The sequence below is a fragment of the Streptomyces sp. RPA4-2 genome, assembly GCF_012273515.2.
GTDB lineage: Bacteria > Actinomycetota > Actinomycetes > Streptomycetales > Streptomycetaceae > Streptomyces > Streptomyces kaempferi.
The window spans coordinates 6297673-6322154 of sequence record NZ_CP050975.2 but is presented as its reverse complement, the minus strand read 5'-3'; the positions used below and the strand labels follow the sequence as shown (position 1 = coordinate 6322154).

General features: G+C 71.5%; 24 protein-coding genes. 4 read left to right on the top strand and 20 right to left on the bottom strand.

The window, feature by feature from the left end; genetic code table 11:
• Positions 1-127: 127 nt before the first annotated feature.
• The 12 genes from HEP85_RS27815 to HEP85_RS27760 form a co-directional block, all read right to left on the bottom strand.
• Positions 128-328, bottom strand: a complete 201-nt coding sequence (locus HEP85_RS27815) for a hypothetical protein (RefSeq protein WP_168530361.1) — start codon at positions 326-328, stop codon at positions 128-130.
• A gap of 174 nt (positions 329-502) precedes the next feature.
• Positions 503-1126 carry a hypothetical protein gene (locus tag HEP85_RS27810; protein ID WP_168530360.1) on the bottom strand — a complete coding sequence of 208 codons (624 nt, stop codon included), beginning with the start codon at positions 1124-1126 and terminating at the stop codon, positions 503-505.
• A 97-nt stretch (positions 1127-1223) separates the two neighbouring features.
• Positions 1224-1790, bottom strand: coding sequence for a GNAT family N-acetyltransferase (locus HEP85_RS27805; RefSeq protein ID WP_168530359.1), 567 nt, complete (start codon positions 1788-1790; stop codon positions 1224-1226).
• 262 nt (positions 1791-2052) lie between these two features.
• Positions 2053-3570 carry an Asp-tRNA(Asn)/Glu-tRNA(Gln) amidotransferase subunit GatB gene (gene gatB / locus HEP85_RS27800; protein ID WP_168530358.1) on the bottom strand — a complete coding sequence of 506 codons (1518 nt, stop codon included), beginning with the start codon at positions 3568-3570 and terminating at the stop codon, positions 2053-2055.
• Positions 3571-3586: 16 nt separating this feature from the next.
• A complete protein-coding gene (locus HEP85_RS27795; protein WP_148010591.1) occupies positions 3587-3829 on the bottom strand; it encodes a hypothetical protein in 243 nt (80 codons plus the stop codon).
• Positions 3826-5331, bottom strand: coding sequence for an Asp-tRNA(Asn)/Glu-tRNA(Gln) amidotransferase subunit GatA (gene gatA / locus HEP85_RS27790; protein ID WP_168530357.1), 1506 nt, complete (start codon positions 5329-5331; stop codon positions 3826-3828). The genes HEP85_RS27795 and gatA overlap by 4 nt, the downstream gene beginning before the upstream one ends.
• Before the next feature lie 5 nt (positions 5332-5336).
• Positions 5337-5633, bottom strand: a complete 297-nt coding sequence (gene gatC, locus HEP85_RS27785) for an Asp-tRNA(Asn)/Glu-tRNA(Gln) amidotransferase subunit GatC (RefSeq protein ID WP_010984178.1) — start codon at positions 5631-5633, stop codon at positions 5337-5339.
• 598 nt (positions 5634-6231) lie between these two features.
• Complete coding sequence (locus HEP85_RS27780) at positions 6232-8463, bottom strand: bifunctional diguanylate cyclase/phosphodiesterase (protein WP_168530356.1); 2232 nt, start codon at positions 8461-8463, stop codon at positions 6232-6234.
• A 261-nt stretch (positions 8464-8724) separates the two neighbouring features.
• Positions 8725-10920 carry an NAD-dependent DNA ligase LigA gene (gene ligA, locus HEP85_RS27775; RefSeq protein ID WP_168530355.1) on the bottom strand — a complete coding sequence of 732 codons (2196 nt, stop codon included), beginning with the start codon at positions 10918-10920 and terminating at the stop codon, positions 8725-8727.
• A gap of 15 nt (positions 10921-10935) precedes the next feature.
• Entirely contained in the window at positions 10936-11943 is a 1008-nt protein-coding gene (locus HEP85_RS27770; protein WP_168530354.1) for a methionine synthase, read from the bottom strand.
• A 160-nt stretch (positions 11944-12103) separates the two neighbouring features.
• A complete protein-coding gene (locus tag HEP85_RS27765) occupies positions 12104-12802 on the bottom strand; it encodes an SDR family oxidoreductase (RefSeq protein ID WP_168530353.1) in 699 nt (232 codons plus the stop codon).
• 7 nt (positions 12803-12809) lie between these two features.
• Positions 12810-13349, bottom strand: coding sequence for a TIGR00730 family Rossman fold protein (locus HEP85_RS27760; protein WP_168530352.1), 540 nt, complete (start codon positions 13347-13349; stop codon positions 12810-12812).
• A gap of 50 nt (positions 13350-13399) precedes the next feature.
• Here HEP85_RS27760 and HEP85_RS27755 point away from each other — a divergent pair, with 50 nt between their 5' ends.
• On the top strand, positions 13400-13723 hold the full coding sequence (locus HEP85_RS27755; RefSeq protein ID WP_153288472.1) for a DUF427 domain-containing protein: 324 nt from the start codon (positions 13400-13402) through the stop codon (positions 13721-13723).
• Between the two features lie 45 nt (positions 13724-13768).
• On the opposite strand, the gene mnmA is transcribed toward HEP85_RS27755, so the two are convergent.
• Positions 13769-14896, bottom strand: coding sequence for a tRNA 2-thiouridine(34) synthase MnmA (gene mnmA, locus HEP85_RS27750; protein ID WP_168530351.1), 1128 nt, complete (start codon positions 14894-14896; stop codon positions 13769-13771).
• Between the two features lie 87 nt (positions 14897-14983).
• Between mnmA and HEP85_RS27745 the strand changes: the two genes are divergently transcribed.
• Complete coding sequence (locus HEP85_RS27745) at positions 14984-15811, top strand: N-acetylmuramoyl-L-alanine amidase (RefSeq protein ID WP_168530350.1); 828 nt, start codon at positions 14984-14986, stop codon at positions 15809-15811.
• Between the two features lie 37 nt (positions 15812-15848).
• On the opposite strand, the gene HEP85_RS27740 is transcribed toward HEP85_RS27745, so the two are convergent.
• The 3 genes from HEP85_RS27740 to HEP85_RS27730 all read right to left on the bottom strand — a co-directional run bounded on the left by HEP85_RS27740 (position 15849) and on the right by HEP85_RS27730 (position 17598).
• Positions 15849-17018, bottom strand: coding sequence for a cysteine desulfurase family protein (locus tag HEP85_RS27740; protein WP_329290587.1), 1170 nt, complete (start codon positions 17016-17018; stop codon positions 15849-15851).
• Between the two features lie 122 nt (positions 17019-17140).
• Positions 17141-17407 carry a DUF4190 domain-containing protein gene (locus tag HEP85_RS27735; RefSeq protein ID WP_168530349.1) on the bottom strand — a complete coding sequence of 89 codons (267 nt, stop codon included), beginning with the start codon at positions 17405-17407 and terminating at the stop codon, positions 17141-17143.
• Positions 17408-17430: 23 nt separating this feature from the next.
• On the bottom strand, positions 17431-17598 hold the full coding sequence (locus tag HEP85_RS27730; RefSeq protein ID WP_329290584.1) for a hypothetical protein: 168 nt from the start codon (positions 17596-17598) through the stop codon (positions 17431-17433).
• Positions 17599-17781: 183 nt separating this feature from the next.
• Here HEP85_RS27730 and HEP85_RS27725 point away from each other — a divergent pair, with 183 nt between their 5' ends.
• Positions 17782-18408, top strand: coding sequence for a TetR family transcriptional regulator (locus HEP85_RS27725; protein ID WP_168530347.1), 627 nt, complete (start codon positions 17782-17784; stop codon positions 18406-18408).
• Between the two features lie 207 nt (positions 18409-18615).
• Here the strand turns inward: HEP85_RS27725 and HEP85_RS27720 are convergent, their stop codons facing one another.
• The gene (locus HEP85_RS27720) at positions 18616-19476 is read right to left on the bottom strand and encodes a thioesterase family protein (RefSeq protein WP_356012744.1); all 861 of its coding nucleotides are present in this window, start codon (positions 19474-19476) and stop codon (positions 18616-18618) included.
• 214 nt (positions 19477-19690) lie between these two features.
• Here HEP85_RS27720 and HEP85_RS27715 point away from each other — a divergent pair, with 214 nt between their 5' ends.
• On the top strand, positions 19691-20920 hold the full coding sequence (locus tag HEP85_RS27715; RefSeq protein WP_168530346.1) for an esterase family protein: 1230 nt from the start codon (positions 19691-19693) through the stop codon (positions 20918-20920).
• On the opposite strand, the gene HEP85_RS27710 is transcribed toward HEP85_RS27715, so the two are convergent.
• The 3 genes from HEP85_RS27710 to HEP85_RS27700 form a co-directional block, all read right to left on the bottom strand.
• Entirely contained in the window at positions 20820-21485 is a 666-nt protein-coding gene (locus HEP85_RS27710) for a trimeric intracellular cation channel family protein (protein ID WP_168530345.1), read from the bottom strand. The two genes, HEP85_RS27715 and HEP85_RS27710, sit on opposite strands and share 101 nt — an antisense overlap.
• A 66-nt stretch (positions 21486-21551) precedes the next feature.
• A complete protein-coding gene (locus tag HEP85_RS27705) occupies positions 21552-22943 on the bottom strand; it encodes a M1 family metallopeptidase (RefSeq protein WP_168530344.1) in 1392 nt (463 codons plus the stop codon).
• 106 nt (positions 22944-23049) lie between these two features.
• Entirely contained in the window at positions 23050-24465 is a 1416-nt protein-coding gene (locus HEP85_RS27700; protein WP_211118077.1) for an ABC transporter ATP-binding protein, read from the bottom strand.
• Positions 24466-24482: the final 17 nt, after the last annotated feature.

Sequence of the window (24482 nt, the reverse complement as noted above, 5' to 3'; positions counted from 1 at the left end):
GCCGGGCCGTGTGCGGGGAGAGCGGCGAGCGCTCTCCCGGGAGGCCGGCCGACCCCCGTACGGCCGGCCTCCCCCGGCGTCCGAGGGGGGCCGCCGCCAGTGCGGGCAGCCTCCTTCGGCCCGGCGTTCACGCGGCGCGGGTGAACCGGTACCGGCGGGGGCGCGGGCTGTGCGCCCGCCCCTCTGTGTCGTTCCGGCCGGACTCGCGCGCGGCGGTGCGGCGGCGGTCGGCACGGCGGCCGCGGAGGGCCTCCTGTGCCAGTCGGTGGTTCTGCGCCTCGCGGATCAGCTCGGCGGATCGGATCTGGTGGAGCTCGTACTCGAACATCTCGTACCCCTCGTGAAGAGCCGGTTTCGGCCTCGCTCTGTGCGATGCCTCAACCTTCGTCTCCCAGGGGGGTGCGTCACATCGGGAGAGTTCCGCATCTTGCGCACGCGAAGGGCCTTAGAGCGGCGGCAGGTTACCCACGCCGGCCCTAAGGCCCCTCAGAGGTACGGAGGTTCACTTGGTGGAGGGCAGTCCGAGCAGGATGTCGGAGTACTTGGCGACCGCGAGCACGAGGCCGACGACGCCGAGCGAGACGCCCGCCCAGGCGACGGACTTGATCCAGGCGGCCTGCGGCTTGCCGGGCGCCCCGAAGGCGGGCCGGGCCAGGACCACGACGCCGACGATCAGCGCGGCCAGCGCGAAGAGGCCGCCGACGAGCGCGGTGGTCGCCCAGGCGTCGCCGTAGACCTCCTTGACCTGCGTGGCCACGCTCGCGGACGACGAGGTCTGCAGTTGTCCGACCAGGGTCTCGCGGGCGGCGGCCACGGTGGCGACCCAGCTGCCGGTGAGCGACACGATGCCGAGTCCGGCGGAGACGACGGCGGCGGCGCCCTGGCCGACGCCGGGGGCGTCCTTCTCCCCGGCCGCGGGGACGTCCTCGTCCGCCGGGGCGTCGGCCTCGGTGTCGTCCTGCTCCTCGGCCTCGGCCTCGGCGTCGGTCTCGGCTCCGGTCACGGCCGCGCTGTCGGGCGTCTCCTCGGTGCCAGTGCCGGTGCCGGTGCCGTCCACGGTCTCCTTGTCGCTCTTCGCCTCGGTGCCGTTCGCGTCCACGGCTTCGTCAACTGTCTTGGTTCCCATGTCCCGCACCGTACGGACGGAGTCTGAGAAGTCTCTTAATGATCCCTGTGCTCGCCGGTAACGATCGGCGTAAGCGTGCGTGACCGTCGTGCAACGCTCAGTCGCTCGTCCCCGCGCGCGTCGCCCGCCAGTCGGGCGCGAGCACCGACCAGACCTCCATGTCGTGGCGTACCCCCCGGTAGGGGAAGCTCTCCCGCAGCACGGCGTCCCGGGTCATCCCCAGCCGCCGGGCGCCGTTCACACTCGGCTCGTTCGCCGAGGCGGCGATCCACTCCACCCGGTGGATCCCGCGTTCCTCGACGGCCCAGTCGATGAGCAGTCGCATCGCGCGTGTGACCAGGCCCCGTCCGGTACCCGCGGGTTCCAGCCAGCAGCCGACCTCGCAATTGCCCTGGGCCGCGTCGAAGTTGAGGAAGAGCACGCCGCCCACGAGCGTTCCCTCCAGCCACAGGCCGTGCAGGGATCCGGTGTCGGCGGCACGGTTGTCGGCGTACCGCTGGAGCAGTTCCCGCGCGGACGCCACGTCCGTGGCCGCCGAACCGAACGGGATGTACTGCCCGATGAACTCCCGCCCCCGGTCCAGATGCGCGAGGAACTCCTCGGCGTGCCAGGGCTCCAGGGGGCGCAGTTCCGCGCCGTCGTCACCCAGGGATATCGCGTACATCCTGCTGCTGCTCCTTCTCCGTTGTGTCCGCCGGTTCCGTGTCCGTCGCGGCGGCCGGTCTCTCATGGGTGGTGCGGCACTCCGGCGGCCCGGCGGCGGCCGGCGACACCGGTTGACGGCACCGGTCGACGGCACCGGTCGACGGCACCGGTCGACGGCACCGGTCGAGCCGGTGGACTCCGCCGCGCCGGGGTGCCCACGACAGGCCTGGGGGGACGCACCGGTCCCGGTGCGTCCCCCCAGGTGGGTGGTGCGCGGACGGTCAGCCTTCGCTGACGCCCAGCTTCTCGAGGATGAGCTCCTTGACGCGGGCCGCGTCGGCCTGGCCCCGGGTGGCCTTCATGACGGCGCCGACCAGGGCGCCGGCCGCGGCCACCTTGCCGCCGCGGATCTTGTCCGCGACGCCCGGGTTGCCGGCGATGGCCTCGTCGACGGCGGCGGTCAGCGCGCCCTCGTCCGAGACGACCTTGAGACCGCGCTTGTCGACGACCTCGTCCGGGGTGCCCTCGCCCGCGAGCACGCCCTCGATGACCTGACGGGCGAGCTTGTCGTTCAGGTCTCCGGAGGCCACGAGCTGCGTCACCCGGGCGACCTGCGCCGGGGTGATGGGCAGGTCCTCCAGGGCCTTGCCCGACTCGTTGGCGCTGCGGGCCAGTTCGCCCATCCACCACTTACGGGCGGACGCGGCGTCCGCGCCGGCCTCGGTCGTGGCGACGATCGCGTCGATGGCACCGGCGTTGAGGATCGACTGCATGTCGTGGGCGCTGACGCCCCAGTCCTCGCGCAGCCGGTTGCGGCGGGCCAGCGGCTGCTCGGGCAGACCCCCACGCAGCTCCTCGACCCAGTCGCGGGACGGGGCGACGGGGACCAGGTCGGGCTCCGGGAAGTACCGGTAGTCCTCGGCCTCCTCCTTCACGCGTCCCGAGGTCGTGGACCCGGTGTCCTCGTGGAAGTGGCGCGTCTCCTGGATGATCGTGCCGCCGGAGTTCAGCACCGCGGCGTGCCGCTGGATCTCGAAGCGGGCGGCGCGTTCCACCGAGCGCAGCGAGTTGACGTTCTTCGTCTCGGAGCGCGTGCCGAACTTCTCACGGCCGTGCGGGCGCAGCGACAGGTTCACGTCGCAGCGCATCTGCCCCATCTCCATGCGGGCTTCCGAGACGCCGAGCGCCTTGATGAGCTCGCGCAGCTCGGCGACGTAGGCCTTGGCGACCTCGGGCGCGCGCTCGCCCGCGCCCTCGATCGGCTTGGTGACGATCTCGATGAGGGGGATGCCCGCGCGGTTGTAGTCGAGCAGGGAGTGCGAGGCGCCGTGGATACGGCCGGTCGCGCCGCCGACGTGCGTGGACTTGCCGGTGTCCTCCTCCATGTGGGCGCGCTCGATCTCGACGCGGAAGACCTCGCCGTCCTCCAGCTGTACGTCGAGGTAGCCGTTGAAGGCGATCGGCTCGTCGTACTGGGAGGTCTGGAAGTTCTTCGGCATGTCCGGATAGAAGTAGTTCTTCCGGGCGAAGCGGCACCACTCGGCGATCTCGCAGTGCAGCGCGAGACCGATCTTGATGGCGGACTCGACGCCGGTCGCGTTGACGACGGGCAGCGAGCCGGGCATGCCGAGGCAGGTGGGGCAGGTCTGCGAGTTGGGCTCGGCGCCCAGCTCGGTGGAGCACCCGCAGAACATCTTGGTCTTGGTGCCGAGCTCGACATGGACCTCGAGGCCCATGACGGGGTCGTACGTCGCCAGGGCGTCCTCGTACGACACCAGCTCGTCGGTCGTGGTGGTCACGGTGAAAACTTCCCTCTCAGCCCAGCAGGACGTCGTCGTCGCCCAGGCGCCTGAGCTCCCGGTAGAGGATGGCGAGGCCGGTGACGATGGCGGCGGCGGACACGGCCGCGTCGATCAGGCGCAGCGTGTCGTGCTCCGTGCGGGCCTTCTTGGCCTGCTTGGCGACGCCGAGAGCACCGAACGCGGTGGTCGCGATGGACAGGTACGTGCCGGACTTGGACTTCTTGAAGCCCTTGGCCTTGGTCAGAGCCTTACTCACAACGACGGAGCCTCCTCGATCAGCGGGTGCCCCCACTTTTCCACGAAGGCGGCCTCGACGGCGGCGCCGACCTTGTAGAGCCGGTCGTCCTTCATCGCGGGGGCGATGATCTGCAGACCGACCGGGAGGTTGTCCTCCGGCGCGAGACCGCAGGGCAGCGACATGGCCGCGTTGCCCGCCATGTTGGTCGGGATGGTGCACAGGTCCGCGAGGTACATCGCCATCGGGTCGTCGGCGCGCTCGCCGATCGCGAAGGCGGTGGTGGGCGTGGTCGGCGAGACGATCACATCCACCTGCTCGAACGACTTGTCGAAGTCGCGGGTGATGAGCGTACGGACCTTCTGCGCCGAGCCGTAGTACGCGTCGTAGTAGCCGGAGCTGAGGGCGTACGTGCCGAGCATGATGCGGCGCTTGACCTCGTCCCCGAAGCCGGCCTCGCGGGTGAGCGAGGTGACCTCCTCGGCGGAGCGCGTGCCGTCGTCCCCGACCCGCAGGCCGTAGCGCATCGCGTCGAAGCGGGCGAGGTTGGACGAGCACTCGGACGGCGCGATCAGGTAGTACGCGGAGAGCGCCAGGTCGAAGGACGGGCAGTCCAGCTCGACGATCTCGGCGCCGAGGTCCTTGAGCAGGGCGACGGCCTCGTCGAAGCGCTGCAGGACACCGGCCTGGTAGCCCTCGCCGCGGAACTGCTTGACGACACCGACGCGCATGCCGGCGACGGAGCCGTTGCGGGCGGCCTCGACCACCGGGGGGACCGGCGCGTCGATGGAGGTCGAGTCGAGCGGGTCGTGCCCGGCGATGACCTCGTGCAGCAGCGCCGCGTCCAGGACCGTACGGGCGCAGGGGCCGCCCTGGTCGAGGGAGGAGGAGAACGCCACCATGCCGTAGCGGGAGACGCCGCCGTACGTGGGCTTGACGCCGACCGTGCCGGTGACGGACGCGGGCTGGCGGATGGAGCCGCCCGTGTCGGTGCCGATGGCGAGCGGCGCCTCGAAGGAGGCGAGCGCGGCGGACGAGCCGCCGCCCGAGCCGCCGGGGATGCGGCTGAGGTCCCAGGGGTTGCCCGTGGGGCCGTACGCGCTGTTCTCGGTGGAGGACCCCATGGCGAACTCGTCCATGTTGGTCTTGCCGAGGATGACGACGTCGGCGGCCTTGAGCCGCTTGGTGACCGTCGCGTCGTAGGGCGGGATCCAGCCTTCGAGGATCTTGGAACCGACGGTGGTCGGGATGCCCTCGGTGGTGAAGATGTCCTTGAGCGCCAGGGGCACGCCGGCGAGCGGTCCGAGCTTCTCGCCGCGCTCCCGCTTCGCGTCGACGGCGCGGGCCTGCGCGAGGGCGCCCTCGCGGTCGACGTGCAGGAAGGCGTGCACCTTCTCGTCGACGGCCTCGATGCGGGCGAGGTGGGCCTCGGTGACCTCGACGGCGGTGAGCTCGCCTGCCGCGATCTTCCCGGCGATCTCCGCCGCGGTGAGCTTGATGATGTTGACGTTGGTGTCCGTCATGGTGATTAGTCCTCCCCCAGGATCTGCGGCACCTTGAAACGCTGCTGCTCCTGGGCCGGGGCGCCGGAGAGCGCCTGCTCGGGGGTGAGCGACGGGCGGACCTCGTCCGCGCGCATGACGTTCGTCAGCGGCAGCGGGTGGGAGGTCGGCGGTACGTCTTGGTCGGCGACCTCGCTGACGCGGGCGACCGCGCCGATGATGTCGTCGAGCTGGCCGGCGAAGTGGTCGAGCTCTTCCGCCTTCAGCTCCAGACGCGCCAGCCGTGCGAGGTGGGCGACCTCCTCGCGCGTGATGCCAGGCATGCAGCGATCCTCTGGGTGAGAGTGTGTGGTTTGGCCCAATCCTATGGGGCCGGGGCCGATGCCCGCGCCCGGGTTTGCCCGGGGGGCCCTCCCGTGTACGAGGTGGGAGTCGCCGACGGGAGTTCCGCACCGCCGCCACCGGTCCGTCCCGGGGGCTGTCACCGCCTTCCGAACCTGCGGGCCGCGCGTGGCTGGGTGCGCAGTTCCCCGCGCCCCCGTCAGGGGGCCGCTCCACCATCGTGACCGAGCTGCGGGCCGCGCGTGGCTGGGTGCGCAGTTCCCCGCGCCCCTGTCAGGGAGGCGCCACCCCCGTGGGAGAGCTGCGAGCCACCCCTGGCCGATCGCGTAGTTCCCCGCGCCCCCGTCAGGGGGCCGCTCCACCACCGTGACCGAGCTGCGGGCCGTCCGTGACCGGGCGCGCGGTTCCCCGCGTGCCTGGCGGGGTGCGGGCGCCGGCGGTGAGGGACCGCCGCGGGAGGGCTTCACTTTTCGGGTGACCGTCATGGGTGGTGCGCGGGTGGGAGAAACACCGCGGAGCCCCACGGACCCGCACCCGACGAACGACGGACGACGGACGACGGACGACGACCCGCCGGAACTACTCCGCGGCCGGCAACGCGGCCCGCGGCCGCTGCCAGCCCCGCGACCCCCGCGCCAGCAACCACGCCGTGGCCTCGTCCGGCGGCATCGCGGCGGCGACCAGCCACCCCTGCACCGCGTCGCACCTCAGATCCCGCAGCCGCTCCCACGTCTCGTCGTCCTCGACGCCCTCCGCGACGACCAGCAGCCCCAGCGAGTGCGCGAGGTCCACCGTGCAGCGCACGATCTCCGCGTCCTCGTTGTCGATGGCGAGCCGCGCGACGAAGGACCGGTCGATCTTCAGTTCGCTGACGGGCAGCCGGCGCAGATGGACCAGTGAGGAGTACCCCGTGCCGAAGTCGTCCAGCGACATCTTGACCCCGTGCCCGGTCAGCCCGGCCAGGGTGTCCGCGGCACGCTGCGGGTCCTCCAGCAGTACGTGTTCCGTTATCTCCAGCTGGAGGGCCCCCGCGGGAACCCCGTGCCGGGCGAGCCGGGCGGCGACCGCGCCCGCGAAGCCGGGGGTGTGCACGTCGCGCGGCGACACGTTCACCGCGACCGGCACCCGCAGCCCCTGTGCCCGCCACCGCGCGACCTGCGCGAGGGCCGTCTCCAGCACGTACTCGGTGAGGTGCGGCATCAGCCCGGACGATTCGGCGATCGCGATGAACTCGTCGGGCGGGACCTTGCCCCGCTCCGGATGCACCCAGCGGACAAGTGCCTCGAGGCCGACCACCTGTCCGTCGAAGCGGACCTTCGGCTGGTAGTGCACTTCGACGTCACCGGCGTCCAGGGCCCGCCGCAGGTCCCCCAGCAGACCGAGCCGGTCCGGTGTGTTCGAGTCCCGCTTGGACTCGTAGACCTCCACCCCCGTACGGTCCCGCTTCGCCTGGTACATCGCGACGTCGGCCCGCCGCAGCAGTCCCTCCGCGTCGAGCGCGTGGTCGGGGAAGACGGCGAGTCCGGCGCTGGCCTCCAGCACGAGGGTGAGCCCGTCGAGGTCGAGCGGCGAACCGAGCGCGGCGACGAGATTGCGGGCCACCCGGGTGGCCGACGTCGTGGAGTCGGCGACGGGCAGTAACACCGCGAACTCGTCACCGCCGAGCCGCGCGGCCTCCGCCCCGCGCGGCAGCGCCAGCCGCAGCCGTTCGGCTATCTGGAGCAGCAGCCGGTCCCCGGCGAGGTGCCCCAGCGTGTCGTTCACGGAGCGGAAGCGGTCGAGGTCGATCAGCATCAACGCCGAACGCGCGCCTATGCGTTCGGCGTCGTCCAGGGCCGCCCAGGTACGTTCGAGCAGCCACTGCCGGTTGGGCAGCCCGGTCAGCGGATCGCGCAGTTGCTCCTCGGCCCGGACGCGCGCGATCCACAGCGTGGAGTCGAGCGCGATCAGGGGGATCGAGAACAGCGGCAGCAGCATGGGCTGCGCGACGGCGACCACACAGATCAGCGGTGCGATGCCGAGCAGGGCGACCGCGACGAGACCCTGCCGGACCAGGGCCGTGCGGGCGGCGGTCGGCAGGCCGCCGGTGCCCTGCGTGTGCAGGTACCAGAGCAGGACGCGGGTGACGGCGAGATACGCGGCGGCGACCAGCACCACCTGGGGCGCGGCGTAGAAGTCCCAGCTCTGCGGGTTCCAGGGGGCCTCGACCGACGGCACCCGCCCGAACACGGCGAGGACCACCGCTCCGGCGCCGATGCCGAGGATGTCGGCCGCGCCGTGCAGCACCCCCTGGCGCCAGCGGCCCCGGCGCGCGGCGCCGACCAGGACGACGACGGTCAGGCTGACCATCCCGGCGGCCACCCAGCCGTACAGCAGCAGGACCGCGAGGGTCAGGGCGGCGCCGGAGCCGGTGCCGCCCCACCAGCGCGCGCGGCCCAGGGCGACCAGATGACCGACGATGACGCCGGTCAGTACGGCCAGCGACCAGCCGACCGATCCGGACGGGAAGAGCGCGTGGTGGTCGCTGAACGCCCGGTAGAAACCGCCGCCGAGGACGAGCGCGGCCAGGGAGACGACCGCGGCGGGAAGTGTGGGCCAGGAGGTGGGCCGTTCGGGATCGTGGCCGGGCAGGCCCGAGCCGCGCCCGGCGGTGTACCGGCCTCCGGTGGTGGCGGTGAAGGATATGTGGTCCCGCTCGCCCGCGCCGGGGCGCGTCGACGACCGTCCCGTCCGGAGGCCCGCCATCCACGCGCCGGTCGTTCGGCGCAGGCGCAGCCGTACGTCCGGGGCGGCGCTCTCGGTCGGTTCCATTCCCGTCCCTCTCACAGCCGGCGGTGCCCACGCCACGCGACCCGTTGCCGGCGACAACCGCCAACGGCACCGCGTCTCAAGAACTCGTCCCCCGACTCGTCAGGAGCAGGGGATGCCCCAACCGCAGCCGGGCACGGCAGGCGCACACCTCAACAGTAGGCCGCAGAAGGCTTCCACGGGCAGCGGTCGACGACGGTTGCCCGAATGCGACCCGGCCACCCGTATGCATCTGATATGCGCCGAACGGGTGGCCTTCAACCCCTACTCCTCGGTCGGAAGCGCGACTTCCGCGGCGGCCTCCGGTCCCTGTTCGAGCAGAACGGCGAAGCCGTCCTCGTTCAGAACGGGAACTTTGAGCTGCATGGCCTTGTCGTACTTCGATCCAGGATTCTCGCCCACTACGACAAAAGATGTCTTCTTCGAAACAGAACCGGTCACTTTCGCTCCCTGGCTCTGCAGGGCGTCCTTCGCGCCGTCGCGCGTGTGGTGTTCGAGCGTGCCGGTGACGACGACGGTGAGTCCCTCGAGCGGTCGGGGGCCCTCGTCCTCGCCGGAACCCTCGTCCTCCATACGGACGCCCGCCGCCCGCCACTTGCGGATGATCTCGCGGTGCCAGTCCTCCGCGAACCACTCCTTGACCGAGGCCGCGATGATCCCGCCGACCCCGTCGACCGCGGCGAGTTCCGCCTCGGTGGCCTGCTCGACGCGGTCGATGGAACGGAACTCGCGGGCCAGCGCCTCGGCGGCCACCGGGCCGACGTGCCTGATGGAGAGGCCGTTGATGAAGCGGGCGAGCGGACGGTTCCTCGCCTCGGCGATGTTGTCCAGCAGGGCGAGCGTGTTCTTCTTCGGCTCACCCTTCTGATTGGCGAAGACCGTGACGACCTTCTCCTCACCGGTCTTGGGGTCCCGCTTGGGCAGGCCGCTGTCCTGGTCGAGGACGTACGCCTTGATGGGGAGCAGTTGCCCGGCCGTGAGGTCGAAGAGGTCGCCCTCGTCGACGAGCGGCGGGGCGGCGGGCTCCAGTGGCCGGGTCAGCGCCGCCGCGGCCACGTTGCCGAAGTGCTCGATGTCGAGGCACTCCCGGCCCGCGAGGTAGGAGACGCGCTCTCTCAACTGGGCCGGGCAGGCTCGACTGTTGGGGCAACGCAGGTCGATGTCGCCTTCCTTCATGGCGCGCAGCGGCGTCCCGCACTCGGGGCACTCGGCCGGCATCACGAACTCCCGCTCGGTGCCGTCGCGGAGATCCACCACCGGCCCGAGGATCTCCGGGATGACGTCGCCGGCCTTGCGCAGCACGACCGTGTCCCCGATGAGGACGCCCTTGGCCTTCACGACCTCCTGGTTGTGCAGGGTCGCGAACTCGACCTCCGAGCCCGCCACGGTGACCGGCTCGACCTGCGCGTACGGGGTGACGCGCCCCGTACGGCCGACGCCGACCTTGATGTCGACCAGCTTGGTGTTGACCTCTTCCGGCGCGTACTTCCAGGCGATGGCCCAGCGTGGGGCGCGGGCCGTGGAACCGAGGCGGCCCTGGAGACGGATCTCGTCGAGCTTGACGACCACCCCGTCGATCTCGTGCTCCACGGAGTGCCGGTTCTCCCCGTAGTACGTGATGAACTCCCGTACGCCGTCGAGGTCGTCGACCACCTTCGCGTACCGCGTGGTCGGCAGGCCCCAGGAGTGCAGCAGTTCGTACGCACCGGAGAGGCGGGTCAGGCCCTCGAAGCCCTCCAGGGCGCCGATTCCGTGGACCACCATGTGCAGCGGGCGGCTCGCGGTGACGCGCGGGTCCTTCTGGCGCAGCGAACCCGCCGCCGCGTTACGGGGGTTGGCGAAGGGCTTGTCACCGGCCTCGACCAGACGGGCGTTGAGCTCCGCGAACTTCTCCATCGGGAAGTAGACCTCGCCGCGGATCTCCACCAGGTCCGGGAAGTGGTCGCCCCGGAGGCGGTCCGGGATCTCCGCGATCGTCCGCACGTTGGGCGTGATGTCCTCGCCCGTACGGCCGTCGCCCCGGGTGGCCGCGCGGGTCAGGCGGCCGTGCTCGTAGGTGAGGTTGACCGCGAGGCCGTCGACCTTCAACTCGCACAGGAAGTGGTACACGGAGGCGCCGACGTCCTTCGCGACCCGCTCCGCCCAGGCGGCGAGCTCCAGGTCGCTGAAGGCGTTGTCCAGCGACAGCATGCGCTCGCGGTGCCGCACGGACGTGAACTCGGTCTCGTACGCGCCCGCGACCTTCTGGGTCGGGGAGTCGGGGGTGCGCAGCTCGGGATACCGCTCCTCCAGCGCCTCCAGGGAACGCAGCAGCTTGTCGAACTCCGTGTCACTGACGACCGGCTGGTCCTTCACGTAGTACCGGAAGCGGTGCTCCTCGATCTGCTCGGCCAGCCGCGCGTGCTGCTCGCGCGCCTCGGCGGGCAGGGGGTTGGGCTGTGCGTCCTTGTCGCCGGCCACCGTGTCGTCCTCCCGTTACTCTGGGTTGTCCGCGAGGGATCTCGCCGCCCGGACGCAGTGGGCGAGCGCCCGGCGCGCGTACTCGGGGGAAGCGCCCGCGAGTCCGCACGACGGAGTGACCGTGACGGCCTCCGCGAGAAGCCCCGGATGCAGCCCCAGCCTGCGCCACAACGTCCTGACACCCATGACGCTACCGGCAGGGTCCGACAACGGGCCGTCCGTGCCGGGCACGACACCGGCGAGGAGCCGGGTGCCGCCCTCCACCGCCTCGCCGATCGCGTCGTCGTCACGTTCGGTGAGCAGGGTGAGGTCGAAGGAGATGCCCGCGACGCCCGCCCTGCGCAGCAGTTCGAACGGCACGTCCGGCGCGCACGAGTGCACCACGACCGGGCCGCCGGCGTGAACCCCCACGACGTCCCGCAGCGTCGACTCGACCAGTTGCCGGTCGACGGCGCGATGGGTGCGGTACCCGCTCGCGGACTTCACATGACCGCGCAGGACGGCGACGAGCGAGGGTTCGTCGAGCTGCAGCACGACCTGGGCTCCCGGTACCCGGCGCCGTACCTCGTCGAGATGGATGCGCAGGCCCTCGACGAGCGAGCCGGTGAGATCGCGGCAGGCCCCGGGGTCGGACAGGACCGCCTCGCCGTTCCTCAGCTCCAGCGCGGCCGCCAGGGTCCAGGGCCCCACCGCCTGCACCTTCAGCGGCCCCTCGTACCCCTGGGTGTTCTCCTCCAGCGCGTCGAGGTCCTCGCCCAGCCAGGACCGGGCGCGCCGGGTGTCCCGCCCCGGCCGGTCCCCGATCCGCCAGCCGCTGGGCTCCACGCGCGCGTACAGCTCGACCAGCATCCCGGCCGTCCGCCCGATCATGTCGGCGCCGGGGCCGCGCGCGGGCAGCTCCGGCAGATGGGGGAAGTCGTCGAAGGACCCGGTGACGGTCCTGGCGGTCTCCCGCGCGTCACCGCCCGGCATGGACCCGACACCGGTGGCGGCACCGAACCCGAACTCGCTTTTTTCGCTCACCCGCGAAGCGTACGTAACCCCGCGGGGTGCGACGCGAGCGAGCCGGTGCGCACCGTGCGTCCCCGGTGTCCCCCGCGCCGCTCCCAGGCGTCCCGCGCGTCGCTCACCCGGTGCCCCACGCGTCGCTCAAGAGCCCCGCGCACCGCGCCGTGGGCCCGCGTCAGCGCCCCGGTCGCACCGTCAGGTCGTTGACCTCCGCGTCGCGCGGCAGGTCCAGGGCCGTCAGGATCGTCGTCGCGACGGACTCCGGGTCGATCCACTTCGAGGAGTCGTACGGCTTGCCCTCCTGCTGGTGGACCTTGGCCTGCATGGGGCTCGCGGTACGGCCGGGGTAGACCGAGGTGACCCGGACCCCGTTGCCGTGCTCCTCGTGGCGCAGCGAGTCCGCGAGGGCCTTCAGACCGTGCTTGGAGGCGGCGTACGCGGACCAGTCGGCGTTGGCGCTGAGGCCGGCGCCGGAGTTCACGAACAGCACGTGGCCTTGGGCGAGGCGCAGTTGGGGCAGGAAGTGGCGGGTGAGCTCGGCGGGGGCGATCAGGTTGACGTTGAGCTGGTGGCGCCAGGACTTGGGCGTCAGCTCGCCGACCGGGCCGAGGTCCACCACGCCCGCGATGTGCAGGAGCGAGTCGACGCGGTCGGGCAGGGACTGGTGCGAGAACGCCCAGGAGAGCTTGTCCGGGTCCGCGAGGTCGCCGACCAGGGTCTTCGCCCCCGGGTACGCGGCGCCGAGTTCCTTCGCGCGACCCGCGTCGCGCGCGTGCAGTACGAGTTCGTCCCCGCGCGCGTGCAGGCGGCGGGCGACGGCCGCGCCGATGCCGGAACCGGCCCCGGTGATCAGATGTGTAGCCATGGACGCCATGCTCGCATCACCGGGTGCCCGCGCTCTCCTCCAGGTAGGCCAGCGCGCCCACCGGCTCCTCGGCGAAGAACACCAGGTCGATGAGCGGCCTCGGCAGGAAACCCTCGGCCTCCATGCGCCGGAACTGTTCCTTCAGGCCGTCGTAGAAGCCCGCCGTGTTCAGCAGGACCACCGGCTTGTCCGTCCTCCCGTGCTTCTTCAGCTCCAGGATCTCGGTCGCCTCGTCGAGCGTCCCCGTACCGCCGACCATCACCACCACCGCGTCGGCCTTCTCCAGGAGCAGCGCCTTGCGCTCGGCGAGGTCCCGGGCGATCACCATCTCGTCGGCACCCGCCCGCGCCCTGGCCGCCAGGAAGTCCACGGAGACGCCCACCAGCCGCCCGCCCGCCTCCTGGACGCCGTCGGCGACCACCTTCATGAGGCCGACGTCGGAACCGCCCCACACCAGGGTGTGACCGCCCTTGCCGAGGAGTTCCGCGAACTCGCGCGCGGGGCCTGTGTAGCGGTCGTCGAGGTCGGCGGCGGAGAGAAAGACACAGATGTTCATGCGATCACGGTACGCGGGAAGAACCCGGGCCCCGCGGGTGCTTTCCCGTTATGACCCAAGGACACACGATCACCATCGAGCAGGGCACCCAGCGCGTACGCGTCGTGCACGGCGACCAGGTCCTGGCGGAGAGCGACCGGCCGCTGCTGCTGCGCGAGACGGGCTGTCCGGTGCGCTACTACATCCCTCCGCAGGACGTCCGCCTCGACCTGCTGACGGCCTCCGACACCCACACGCACTGCCCCTTCAAGGGCGACGCGTCCTACTGGTCCCTGCCCGACGCCCCGGACCTCGTCTGGTTCTACCCCGAGCCGAAGCCGGACGTCGCGCAGATCAAGGACCACCTGTGCTTCTACGAGGTGGAGGTCCTGTAGTCCCCGCCCGCCGACCCGTGCCGGCGGGACCGGCGGCAGGTCCCGCTAGACGGACGCCGTCGCGCGCGTGGTCGTCGCGATCGTCGCCGAGCCCACCACGCGCGTGCCGTCGTACAGGACGATCGCCTGGCCGGGCGCGACCCCGCGGACCGGCTCGGTGAACGCGACCTCCAGGCCGCCGTCGACGAGGTCGGCGGTGACCGTCGTCTCGCCGCCGTGGGCGCGGAGCTGGGCGGTGTACGTGCCGGGGCCGGCCGGGGCGGCGCCGCACCAGCGGGGCTTGATCGCCGTCAGCGCGGAGACGTCCAGGGACGCCGCCGGGCCGACCGTCACCCTGTTGTCCACCGGCGAGATGTCCAGGACGTAGCGCGGCTTGCCGTCGGCGGCCGGGGTGCCGATGCGCAGGCCCTTGCGCTGGCCGATGGTGAAGCCGAACGCGCCCTCGTGGGAGCCGACGACCGCGCCGGACTCGTCCACGATGTCGCCCTCGGCCTTGCCCAGACGGTTCGCGAGGAAGCCCTGGGTGTCGCCGTCCGCGATGAAGCAGATGTCGTGCGAGTCGGGCTTCTTGGCGACCGCGAGGCCGCGCCGCTCCGCCTCGGCTCGGATCTCGTCCTTCGTGGTGAGTGTGTCGCCGAGCGGGAACAGCGCGTGCGCGAGCTGGCGGTCGTCCAGGACACCGAGGACGTACGACTGGTCCTTGGCCATGTCGGAGGCGCGGTGCAGCTCGCGGGTGCCGTCCTCGTTCACGAGCACCTTCGCGTAGTGGCCCGTGCAGACCGCGTCGAAGCCGAGCGCGAGCGCCTTGTCGAGCAGGGCGGCGAACTTGATCTTCTCGTTGCAGCGCAGACACGGGTTCGGGGTGCGCCCCGCCTCGTACTCGGCGACGAAGTCCTCGACCACGTCCTCACGGAAGCGCTCCGCGAGGTCCCACACGTAGAACGGGATGCCGATGACGTCGGCGGCGCGGCGGGCGTCCCGGGAGTCCTCGATGGTGCAACAGCCGCGCGCGCCGGTGCGGAACGACTGGGGGTTGGCGGAGAGCGCGAGGTGCACGCCCGTCACGTCGTGGCCCGCTTCCGCCGCGCGGGCGGCGGCGACGGCGGAGTCCACGCCGCCGGACATGGCGGCGAGGACGCGGAGGGGGCGGGGGCGCGGCGAGGTCTCAGTCATAGCCCCTCCAGGGTACGGGGCGCCGGGAACCGATTCCCGCGAGTATGCGTTGAGGATCGCGACGGGGAGCGATAGGGGACGAACACGATGAGCGGAGCCGCGCAGGAGGCGCCGGAAACCCGGGGGACTCCGGACCCGGAGACACCGGACGAGGAGTCGACCGGTCGCGAGTCAGCGGACCAGGGCGCACCGGACGGTGGGACACCGGAGGCGAAGGGGCGGCCGGGCAGGGACGGCGACCGGCGGGTCGGGCGGCGGACGCTGCTCATCGGTGGCATGGCGGCCGCCGTGGGAACGGCGGTGCTGGCGCGGGGCGAGCTGGGCCACCTGTGGTGGCGGCTGCCGGGGGTGGAGAAGCCCCGCGAGGCGGGCGTGGTCGACTTCCGGGGCGCCCAGTGGGTGGCGGCGTCGAGCGCGAACTGGCGGCGGGCGGACCGGCCCGACGACTACGCCATAGACCGGGTGGTCATCCATGTCACCCAGGGCAGCTACCGCAGCGCGGTCAAGGTCTTCCAGGACCCGGGCCACGGCGCGGCCGCGCACTACATCGTCCGCAGGGACGGCCACATCACCCAGATGATCCGCGAGCTGGACGTGGCGTTCCACGCGGGCAACCGCGGGTACAACGAGCGCAGTGTCGGCATCGAGCACGAGGGCTTCGTCGAGCACGCCTCGTCGTTCACCGACGCCATGTACCGCGCGTCGGCGCGGCTGACGGCCGGGATCTGCGCCCGCTACGACATCCCCGTCGACCGCGAGCACATCATCGGACATGTGGAGGTGCCGGGCACCGACCACACCGACCCCGGCCGCTACTGGGACTGGGACCGGTACCTGCGGCTGGTGCGCCAGGCGCGCACCGCGGCGCAGCCGGCCGGAGCCTCCGCCGGGCCGACGCGCACCGCCGGGACGTAACCGCCCGGCGCGCGCTGCCGTCAGCGCGTGGCGGCGGTCAGGTCAGACCCGCCGTCCGCGCCCGCTCCACGGCCGGACCGATGGCCTTCGCGACCGCCTCGACGTCGGCCGCCGTGGAGGTGTGGCCGAGGGAGAAGCGCAGGGTGCCGCGGGCCAGGTCCGGATCGGTGCCGGTGGCCAGCAGGACGTGGCTGGGCTGGGCGACGCCCGCCGTGCACGCGGAGCCCGTGGAGCACTCGATGCCCTGCGCGTCCAGGAGCAGCAGCAGGGAGTCGCCCTCGCAGCCCGGGAACGTGAAGTGCGCGTTGGCGGGCAGCCGGCCCGCGGGGTCGGGGTCGCCGCCGAGGAGGGCGTCGGGCACGGCGGCCCGTACGGCGTCGACCAGGTCGTCGCGGAGCGCGCCGATCTCCCGGGCGAACCACTCGCGCCGCTCGGTGGCGAGCCGGCCGGCGACGGCGAAGGACGCGACGGCGGGCACGTCCAGGGTGCCGGAGCGCACATGGCGTTCCTGACCGCCTCCGTGCAGGACCGGTACGGGGGTGTACTCGCGGCCGAGCAGCAGCGCGCCGATGCCGTACGGGCCGCCGATCTTGTGGGCCGAGACGGTCATCGCGGCGAGGCCGGAGGCCGCGAAGTCGACGGGGAGCTGCCCGAAGGCCTGGACGGCGTCGGAGTGCAGCGGGACGCCGAACTCGGCGGCGACGTCGGCCAGTTCACGGACCGGCAGCACGGTGCCGATCTCGTTGTTGGCCCACATCACGGTGGCGAGGGCGACGTCGTCGGGGTTGCGGGCGATGGCCTCACGCAGGGTGTCCGGGTGGACGCGGCCATAGGGGTCGACGGGCAGGTACTCGACCGTCGCGCCCTCGTGTTCGCCGAGCCAGTCGACGGCGTCGAGGACGGCGTGGTGCTCCACGGGGCTCGCGAGCACCCGGGTGCGGGCCGGGTCGGCGTCGCGGCGGGCCCAGTACAGACCCTTCACGGCGAGGTTGTCGGCCTCGGTGCCGCCGGAGGTGAGGACCACCTCGCTGGGGCGGGCGCCGAGGGCCTCCGCGAGGCTCTCGCGGGCCTCCTCGACGGTACGGCGGGCCCTGCGGCCGGCGGCGTGGAGGGAGGAGGCGTTGCCCGTGACGCTCAGCTGGGCGGTCAGTGCCTCTACCGCCTCCGGGAGCATCGGGGTGGTCGCGGCGTGGTCGAGGTAAGCCATGGTGGCCCTGATTCTACGGGCCCCCGCTCCCCCGCTTTCGGCCCCCCGTCGGCGGGGACCGTCCCCGCGGTCCTCGTCCGGTGCGCGATCGGAGGTTCTCAGGTGTTCCAGGACGTCGTGGGTCAGAAGTTCCAGGACATCGTGCTGTCGAAGTGCATGAACGCCACCAGCACCACGAGGTCGGCGATGCCCAGGCCGAGGCCGAGGAAGGCGCGTCCGCGACGGGCGGTGCCGCGCCGCAGGGCGACGGAGGCGAGGACGATGGCGATCGGGCCCAGGAAGACGTTCAGCACCAGCAGACCGAGCAGCCCGAGGATGAAGGAGGCGACGGCCATGCCGTCGGCGTCCCGGGTGCCGGTGCGGCGGGTGGGCGTGGCGGTGAGTTCCATGGGGTGAGTCAGCTCCCTGCGGCTCAGTGGGCGGAGGTGTGGCGCCGGCGGCCGGCGCGCTCGCGGACCGCGAAGACGGTCAGCCAGACACCGATGACGGCGGCGGCGACGAGGGAGACGGGCAGCGGGGCATGGGCCACCGAGCCCATGACGACACCCATCAGCAGGAGGGCGGCGACGAGGAACAGCATGTGAGTGCCTCTCGTGAGTCTCTGGGTCCGGTCCCCGTGGTCGCCGCCTCGACGGTGAGGCTCCGATTGTTTCGGGGACCTGACGATTCAGTGAACGGTTGTAGTAACACTTGTTCACTGACTCCGAAGTCTAGCGCGTCGCCCGGCTTTTCAATTACAGAGAACAGTTGTTAACTGCATGGTATGAGTCACACTCTCGGCATCCGGCAGGCGCAGAAGCAGAAGACGCGACAGGCGCTCCTGGACTCGGCGCTGGAGCTGCTGGAGGAGCAGAGTCTGAGCAGCCTGGGCCTGCGCGAGGTCACCCGCGCCGTGGGCGTGGCCCCGACCGCCTTCTACCGGCACTTCCGCTCGACGGCGGATCTCGGTGTGGCGCTGGTCGAGGAGGCCCTGGGCAGCCTGCACCCGATGATCGGGGACACGGTGTCCGCGGCCGGCGACAGCGGCGAACGCATCGAGCGCGCGGTCGATCTGATCGCCCACCATGTCGAGACCCACCCCGCCCACGTCCGCTTCATCGCCCGCGAGCGCCACGGCGGCGTCCAGCCGGTACGGCGGGCGATCAGTGACCAACTGGCCCGGTTCGCCCAGGAGGTGCGGGTCGAGCTGGCCAAACACCCCGAATCGGAGGGGTGGAGCGACGACGATCTGCTGATGCTCGCCGGCCTGTACGTCGACCAGATGCTGATGACGGCCTCGCTCTTCCTGGAGGCGCTGGAGGCGTCCGAGGAGGAACGGGAGCGGGTGGCCCGGGTGGCGGGTCGCCAGATGCGGCTGATCGCCATCGGCCGCCGCAACTGGCTGGGTTGACGGAGCCTCCCCGGCAACGGGCCCGGGTGACGCCCCCGTTCACCGAACGCGCCACCCCGGGACCCTGGGCACCCGCCCTGGGCGGACCATGGATCCTGGGACACCCGATCACGCCGACGCGGGAACTCCGTCCGGCTCGGCACCCCCGGCGCCGGGCGGGCGGACGCCTACGGGCGGACGGCGGCCCCTGTCCGGGCCGGCGGCCGGCTAGCCGAGCCTGACCCGGGCGAGCTGCCGGGACTGCGCGACCAGCCGGTCCGCGCTGTCCCACACCTCGGCGTCCTCCTCCAGGAAGCCGCCGGCCAGGTTGCGGGTGGTGATGGAGACCCGCAGCGGGCCGGGCGCGGGGCGGCAGCGCACGTGCACCGTGAGCTCGACCGTCGGCACCCAGCCCGACAGCCCGATCTCGAAGGCGGTCGGCGGCAGCGCGTCGACCGCGAGGAGCAGCGAGAGCGGGTCGGCGTCGCGGCCGTCGGCGAGCCCGAACCAGGCCCGCATCTCGCCCCTGCCGGACGGCGCCCCGAGGGCCCAGCCCAGCGTCGAGGGGTCGAGCTTGAGCATCAGCCGCTCGGTGATGGCGGAGCTGCCGTCGATGGGGGCCGGTCCGTCCTCGGGCCCGAAGCAGTGCTCCATCGGCGGGATCGCGGGCGGTGTCGCCGTGGTGCGGACGTCGTCGGGCAGGGCGCCCAGGTCGCCGTACGAGGCGAGCACGCGGATCCGTTCGACCTCGCGGCCCTCGTCGTCGTACTGGAGGAGCGAGGCCTGGCCGGTCGACAGGGTGCGGCCGGTGCGGACGACGTCCGTGCGGACGACCGCGGGTCCCGGCTGGGAGGCGGTGAGGTAGTGCGCCGAGATGGTGAACGGGTCGTCGTGCGGCAGGGCGTCCGCGAGGGCGCGGCCCAGGACGGCCAGCAGGTACCCGCCGTTGACGGCGCTGATGATCGTCCATCCCGGGGACAGGTCGACGTCGTAGACGCCGGGTGCACGCAGGGTGACCGCGGTGTCGCGGTCGAACTCGCTGTCGCCGATCGTGGCTCGCACGGCCTGTGCCGAGGCTGCTTCTGACATGCCTGAACGGTACAACAGGCCATTACTAAGCGGTAGCTTTTGCTGCTTCGCGCACATCACACGCCCGTGCCCAAGGTGAGATTTCGGCAATTTCTTGGTAAGTGTCCGCCACTCGTCCGTGACCAATGGCTTCGGAACCCCCTCTTCAGGGACATACAACCCGATGCAGCCGCCGAGCCCGATCCAGCCCGTCACAGGAAGAGCCGCACAGACCGTGAGCCTCACCGGAACGCCGTTCCTCCTCACCGCGATCGCCCTGGTCGCGGTCGCCCTCGTCCTCCCTCTCGTCCTGTGGTCGCGCATCCCCGGCCCCGCGTTCCTGCGCAGCACGGCCCGGATGCTGATGCTGCTGTTCGCCCAGGGCACGGCGATCACCCTCGTCTTCGTGCTCGCGAACAACGCCAACAGCCTCTACGACAACTGGTCCGACCTCCTCGGCACGGGCAACCACGTGCAGGCGGCCGCCGACCTGGGCGCCGACGGCACCGGTGGTGTCCAGGTACGGGACCTGCCCAGGGTCCACCAGACGTTCGCGGAGTCGGACGGCCCCGCCATGCGCCAGGCGGGCGGGGTGCGTGTCACCCAGCTGCACGGCCAGGTCTCGGGCGTGAACGCGGAGGTCTACGTCTGGCTGCCGCCGCAGTACAACGAGCCCGCCTACCGCAACCGGAAGTTCCCCGTGGTCGAACTCCTGCCCGGCTACCCGGGCTCGGCCAAGGCATGGTTCGGTTCCCTGAAGGTGCACGAACAACTGCTGCCGCTGATGCGTGACGGGCAGGTCGCGCCGTTCATCCTGGTGGCACCGCGTACGACGCTGCTGGCCAAGGTGGACACCGGCTGCGCGAACGTCCCCGGCAAGGTGAACGCCGACACCTGGCTCAGCATCGACGTGCCGAAGATGGTGACGGACAACTTCCGCGCCAAGGCCGCGCCGGACGGCTGGGGCGTCGCCGGCTACTCGGCGGGGGCGCACTGCGCGACCAAGCTCGCCGTCGCCCACCCCGACCGCTACCGGGCCGCGGTCAGCATGTCCGGCTACAACGACCCGATCGGCGAACGCAACTCGCTGCCCGCGCGCAACCTCGAACTGCGCCGCCGCAACAACCCCTTCCTGCTGCTGCGCGCCGACCGCGTCCCGCCCCGCGTCGCCCTCTACTACTCCGGCGAGGTGCACGACGGCTACGAGGCGGGCGCCGCGCTCCAGCGGATCGCGAAACCGCCGACGACCGTGCAGGTGGTGCTGCTGCCGCGGAGCGCCGGTGGCCACAACATGGCCCTGTGGCGGCCGCAGGTGACCGAGGTGTTCCGCTGGCTGACCCTGCAGATCGGCCCCGGCGCGCGGGCTAAGGCGTCTCCGCCTCCGTCGCTGTCGAGCGCCGGTTCCAGGCACGCGGCGCTCGCCAGTGGAAGCGCATCGCGAGAAGCCGCAGCACGAAGGCCATGACGACCGCGAGACCGCTGGTGAAAGGGGTCAGCGCGTCGTAGCGGATGCACAGGGCGACCATGGTGGCGCCGACGATGGCCGGGACCGCGTAGAGATCGCGGTCCCAGCGCAGCAGCGAGGGCACCTCGTTGGCGAGCACGTCACGCAGCACACCGCCGCCGACGGCGGTGGCGAGCCCGAGGGCCGCCGACGCGGTCAGGCCGAGACCGTACTCGTACGCCTTCGTGGTGCCCGCGACGCAGAACAGACCGAGTCCGGCCGCGTCGAAGACGTTCACCGCGACCTGGATGCGCTCCACCTCGGGGTGCAGGAAGAAGACCAGGAGCGCGGCGAGCAGCGGCGTGAGGAAGTAGCCGAGGTCGGTGAACGCGGCCGGCGGCACGGCCCCGATGACCACGTCACGCAACAGCCCCCCGCCCAGCGCGGTGACCTCGGCGAGGACGGCGATGCCGAAGACGTCGAAGTTCTTGCGTACGGCCAGCAGGGCACCCGAGATCGCGAAGACGAAGATGCCGATCAGGTCGAGCGTGTGCTGGACGGAGGGACTGAAAAGTTGCTGAAGCACCCCTACATTCTCACCCGCCGCAGGGACTGCACCTTACAAAGGAAGGCCTAGAAGGCGAACGGATGCCTAGAGGGAAGGTTTTCCCGGGCTGTAGAGCCAGGTCTGGAAGAGATCGTCGAGCTGCTGCCCCGAGACCTTCTCCGCGAGCCGGATGAAGTCGGCCGTGTTCGCGTTGCCGTAGCGGTGCAGCTTGGTCCAGGCGGGCAGCAGCTTGAAGAACGCGGTGTCGCCGATGCGCTCGCGCAGCATCTGGAGCGTCATCGCGCCGCGCTGGTAGACCGCCGAGGCGAACATGGTGTCGCGCTGCGGATCGGCCACCACCGTCTGCCAGAAGGACGAGTCCGCGGGCCGTGTGCCGTACCCGGCGAGGAACGAGTCGTGCGCCGAGCGGACGCCCTGGTGCTCGGACCACAGCCACTGGGCGTAGGTCGCGAAGCCCTCGTTGAGCCAGATGTCCTTCCAGTGCTCGACCGAGACCGAGTCGCCGAACCACTGGTGCGCCAGCTCGTGCACGATGGTCGACTCGGAGCGCACGGCGGAGTACGCGGGCTTGGACTGCACCTCCAGCGAGAACCCGGCCTCCGGCATGTCGTCGACGATCGCGCCGGTCTCCTCGAAGGGATACGGACCGAAGATCTGCGACCAGTAGTCGGTGGCCGCGGCCGTCACGGCGTACACGTCGACGCTGTTGCTGTTGGCGAGCACCGGGTCGATGGCGACGTAGATCGGCGTGCCGGCCGGGGTCCGCCCCGACTTCACGTCGAACTTCCCGATGGTCGCGGTCGCGAGGTAGGTCGCCATGGGCCGGTTCTCGCGCCAGTGCGTGACGGTGCTGGCCCCCCGGTCGCGCGTCGAGATCAGGCGGCCGTTGGAGACACCGGTGAGGCCCTTCGGAGCCTTGATACGGATGTCGTACGTGGCCTTGTCGGACGGGTGGTCGCTGGAGGGGAACCAGGTGGAGGCGGCGTTCGGCTCACAGGCGACGAAGACCCCGTCCGCGGTCTTCATCCATCCGTAGTCGGAACCGAAGACTATGGGGCCGTTGAGGGCTTCGGGGACACCCCCGTAGGTGACGGTCACCGTGAAGGTCCTGCCCTTCGACAGCGTGCCGCGCGGGGTGATGCGGATCTCGTCGCCCGTACGCGTGAAGCCCGCCCGTCTGCCGTTCACCTCGACCTTCGTGACCTCGAGCTTCTGCAGGTCCAGGTCGAACGACGAGAGGTTCTGGGTGGCGCGGGCCGTGAGCGTCGTACGCCCGTCGAGGCGGTCGGTGTCCGGGTTGTACGCCACGTCGAGGTCGTAGTGGCGGGCGTCGAAGCCACCGTTGCCGAGCTGGGGGAAGTAGGGATCGCCGATGCCGTCGGCGCCCGGTTTCGGGGCGGAGGAGGCGGCGATGACGAGAAAGGAGGCCGCCGCGGTCGCGAGGGCCCCTAAACGTGCCGAACGGGAGAGTGCCATGAGCGTCCCTTTCGTACGTGTTCCGATCGTTCCTGATCAGATGGACACGCGAGACTCTGCACTCTCCCGTTCGGGCATGTTCATGACTTTGCCCAATCGTCACGGCCTACTTGTCGGTTGACTCCTGACGACCGGCTTCCGGTTCGGCGGGGGCTTCCGCCTCGGTGACCTCAGGAGCCTCGACCGACGCGGAAGTCCCGGGAGCATCGACAGCCTCCGGAGCTTCGGCGGCCTCGGGGGCCTCGGGGGCCTCGGGGGCCTCAGCGGCCTCAGTGGCTTCCGCGACCTCAGCGGTCTCGACAACCTCAGCGGTCTCCGCAGCCTCGGCCGCGGCCTCGGGGGCCTTCTCCGCCGGCGCCTCGGACTTCTTCGCGGCGGCCTCCTCGGCCAGCACCGCGTCCGGGACCAGCTCGATCGCGACCTTGGCGGCCGACAGCAGCACCACGTCCTGCGGCGCCTGGTCCTCCGCGTTCTCCGGGTGGTGGCAGGCGACCTGCTGGCCGGGCTTCAGCTCGAGGAGCGGCGGCTCGGTCGTCTTGCAGATCTCCGTGGCCTTCCAGCACCGCGTGTGGAAGCGGCAGCCGCTGGGCGGCGCGATCGGCGAGGGCACGTCGCCCGTGAGCAGGATCCGCTCGCTCTTCACGTTCCGGCGCTTCGGGTCCGGGATCGGCACCGCGGACATCAGGGCCTTGGTGTACGGGTGCATCGGCGCCGTGTAGAGCGAGTCGCGGTCGGCGAGCTCGACGATCTTGCCGAGGTACATCACCGCGATCCGGTCCGAGACGTGCCGGACGACCGACAGGTCGTGCGCGATGATCACGTACGTGAGGCCGAGCTCCTGTTGCAGGTCGTCGAGAAGGTTGACGACCTGCGCCTGGATGGACACGTCCAGCGCCGACACCGGCTCGTCCGCGACGACCAGCTTCGGGTTCAGAGCGAGCGCGCGGGCGATGCCGATGCGCTGACGCTGACCGCCGGAGAACTCGTGCGGGTAGCGGTTGTAGTGCTCGGGGTTGAGGCCGACGACCTCGAGCATCCGCTGCACTTCCTTCTTGACGCCGCCCTCGGGCTCGACGCCCTGGAGCCTGAAGGGAGCACTGACGATCGTGCCGATCGTGTGACGCGGGTTCAGCGACGAGTACGGGTCCTGGAAGATCATCTGCACGTCGCGGCGCATCGGGCGCATGCCCCCGGTGCTGAGGTGCGTGATGTCCCTGCCCTGGAACTCGACCTTGCCACCGGTCGGTTCGAGCAGCCGGGTGATCAGCCGGCCCATCGTCGACTTGCCGCAGCCGGACTCGCCCACGACGCCCAGGGTCTCCCCCGCGCGCACCTCGAAGTCGATGCCGTCGACGGCCCGCACCGCGCCGACCTGCCGCGACAGCAGGCCCTTGCGGATGGGGAAGTGCTTCTGCAGCCCGGTCACCTTGAGCAGCGTCTCGCCCTTGGCCGCGCCCTTGGTGAGGGTCGCCGCCGGGGTCTTCGCCGTTTCCGCGCCGTCGCTCTGTGCAGGGATGGTCACTGCTTTGTCCTCTGCGT

What these genes read in the sequence shown, in the direction of transcription:
- HEP85_RS27815 (WP_168530361.1), bottom strand. Translation starts at nt 328, where the DNA reads ATGTTCGAGTACGAGCTCCACCAGATCCGATCCGCCGAGCTGATCCGC.
- HEP85_RS27810 (WP_168530360.1), bottom strand. Translation starts at nt 1,126, where the DNA reads ATGGGAACCAAGACAGTTGACGAAGCCGTGGACGCGAACGGCACCGAG.
- HEP85_RS27805 (WP_168530359.1), bottom strand. Translation starts at nt 1,790, where the DNA reads ATGTACGCGATATCCCTGGGTGACGACGGCGCGGAACTGCGCCCCCTG.
- gatA (WP_168530357.1), bottom strand. Translation starts at nt 5,331, where the DNA reads ATGACGGACACCAACGTCAACATCATCAAGCTCACCGCGGCGGAGATC.
- gatC (WP_010984178.1), bottom strand. Translation starts at nt 5,633, where the DNA reads ATGCCTGGCATCACGCGCGAGGAGGTCGCCCACCTCGCACGGCTGGCG.
- HEP85_RS27780 (WP_168530356.1), bottom strand. Translation starts at nt 8,463, where the DNA reads ATGGAACCGACCGAGAGCGCCGCCCCGGACGTACGGCTGCGCCTGCGC.
- HEP85_RS27765 (WP_168530353.1), bottom strand. Translation starts at nt 12,802, where the DNA reads ATGGCGTCCATGGCTACACATCTGATCACCGGGGCCGGTTCCGGCATC.
- HEP85_RS27760 (WP_168530352.1), bottom strand. Translation starts at nt 13,349, where the DNA reads ATGAACATCTGTGTCTTTCTCTCCGCCGCCGACCTCGACGACCGCTAC.
- HEP85_RS27755 (WP_153288472.1), top strand. Translation starts at nt 13,400, where the DNA reads ATGACCCAAGGACACACGATCACCATCGAGCAGGGCACCCAGCGCGTA.
- mnmA (WP_168530351.1), bottom strand. Translation starts at nt 14,896, where the DNA reads ATGACTGAGACCTCGCCGCGCCCCCGCCCCCTCCGCGTCCTCGCCGCC.
- HEP85_RS27745 (WP_168530350.1), top strand. Translation starts at nt 14,984, where the DNA reads ATGAGCGGAGCCGCGCAGGAGGCGCCGGAAACCCGGGGGACTCCGGAC.
- HEP85_RS27740 (WP_329290587.1), bottom strand. Translation starts at nt 17,018, where the DNA reads ATGGCTTACCTCGACCACGCCGCGACCACCCCGATGCTCCCGGAGGCG.
- HEP85_RS27735 (WP_168530349.1), bottom strand. Translation starts at nt 17,407, where the DNA reads ATGGAACTCACCGCCACGCCCACCCGCCGCACCGGCACCCGGGACGCC.
- HEP85_RS27730 (WP_329290584.1), bottom strand. Translation starts at nt 17,598, where the DNA reads ATGCTGTTCCTCGTCGCCGCCCTCCTGCTGATGGGTGTCGTCATGGGC.
- HEP85_RS27725 (WP_168530347.1), top strand. Translation starts at nt 17,782, where the DNA reads ATGAGTCACACTCTCGGCATCCGGCAGGCGCAGAAGCAGAAGACGCGA.
- HEP85_RS27720 (WP_356012744.1), bottom strand. Translation starts at nt 19,476, where the DNA reads ATGTCAGAAGCAGCCTCGGCACAGGCCGTGCGAGCCACGATCGGCGAC.
- HEP85_RS27705 (WP_168530344.1), bottom strand. Translation starts at nt 22,943, where the DNA reads ATGGCACTCTCCCGTTCGGCACGTTTAGGGGCCCTCGCGACCGCGGCG.